1 protein-coding gene is annotated in these 1500 nt (G+C 29.3%); it reads left to right on the top strand.

The genetic code is table 11. The features are described from left to right. Nucleotides 1–63 precede the first annotated feature (63 nt). Nucleotides 64–1319 (top strand): IS3 family transposase gene (locus tag CUL_RS0106050; RefSeq protein ID WP_408065620.1). Its coding sequence is split into 2 segments (ribosomal slippage): nucleotides 64–358 and nucleotides 358–1319, totalling 1257 coding nucleotides; the frame shifts between segments, so codons are not numbered across the junction. The last annotated feature ends 181 nt before the right edge of the window (nucleotides 1320–1500 follow it).

The raw sequence follows: 1500 nt of genomic DNA on the forward strand, positions 1-1500 counted from the left end.
TAACCTATTTGGACAATCGCACACTAATTTAGTAAAATAAAAATTAATGGGAGGTTGTCTAAATTGAGAGGTAAAGGTAAAAGATATCCAGAAGAATTTAAACGTCAAATTATTAAGGAAGTAGAAGAAACTGGTAATGCTACATTAGTTGCCAGAAGACACGATTTAGTCCCTGGAACTGTTACCCGCTGGGTTAGGGAGTCAAAGAAAGAAAATGGACTAATTCCAAATTATAATTATTCCAATAATATTAATGCTAAATCCCTAGAAGAAGAAAATGAGCAATTAAAAAAATTATTAGGCGAAAAAGATTTAGAAATTGCCATTCTTAAAGACCTTTTAAAAAAAACGAACCCACAATAGAAGATAAAGTTAATATTGCGAAGAAATGGATTGATTTAGGATATACTGCAGTTACTGTCCTTAAAATTCTTGGATTAAGTAGGTCTACCTATTATTACAATATTAAAAAAAGAACTAAAACTGAAGATATGAATGAAGATACAAAAATAAATAAAGGCGGTAGACCAATTCCTGGTTACTCTTTTGATAAAGATGGCAATCATATTTGTGATGAACAAATAAAGGAATATATATTAAAAATCATTGAAACAGAAGGATTGTACTACGGTTACTGCAAAATAACTGTATTGTTAAGAAGGAAATTTAATTTAATTATAAATAAGAAAAAAGTATATAGATTATGTAAAGAGCTTGAGGTCTTAAGGCCTCAAAGGAAAATTAAACCTAAATTTCCTAGAAAAATAGCTATAAATAGAGAAATAACAACATCAAATTCCCTTTGGGAAGTAGATGTTAAATATGGTTATATTCATGGTGAAGATAGATTCTTCTATATAGCTTCTTTTTTAGATGTATATGATAGAAATATAGTAGAATATCATATGGGATTATCTTGTAAAACTGAAGACATAATCGTAACCCTTAAAAGGGGATTAATGAAGCGGGAACTTTATAATAAGAAAATTAACTTGATTATAAGGTCAGATAATGGCCCACAATTCATCAGCAATAAATTTCAAGATACTTGTAAAGAATTAAAATTAGAGCATGAAAGGATACCATTTAAGACTCCAAATAAAAATGCCCATATAGAAGCTTTTCATAGATTGTTAGAAGATGAATGTTTGTCAAGGTACGAATTTAAAAGCTATACAGAAGCTTATGAAGCAGTATCTGAATATATTAAATTCTACAATAAAGTTAGAATCCATAGTTCTTTAGGATATATTTCACCAGTAGAATTTTACCATAAAACATTGGAAGGAACAGCAAAACCTTTGAAAATAAAGCTTTAATACTTTGCCTTCAAGTGCCTAACACATTAATATTTAGCTGAAATCAAGGGCCTGCTTTGAGGGGCGTAGCCTTTACCCTTGATGAAGATAAATATTAATGTACAATAAACCAAGGGCAAAATGAAATATTATGATATTGGAAGTATTAGTGAGTTTTTGTCCAAAATTAAGGGATCAATCC

The sequence above is a fragment of the [Clostridium] ultunense DSM 10521 genome, from assembly GCF_000511955.1.
GTDB classification, from domain to species: domain Bacteria; phylum Bacillota; class Clostridia; order Tissierellales; family Tepidimicrobiaceae; genus Schnuerera; species Schnuerera ultunensis.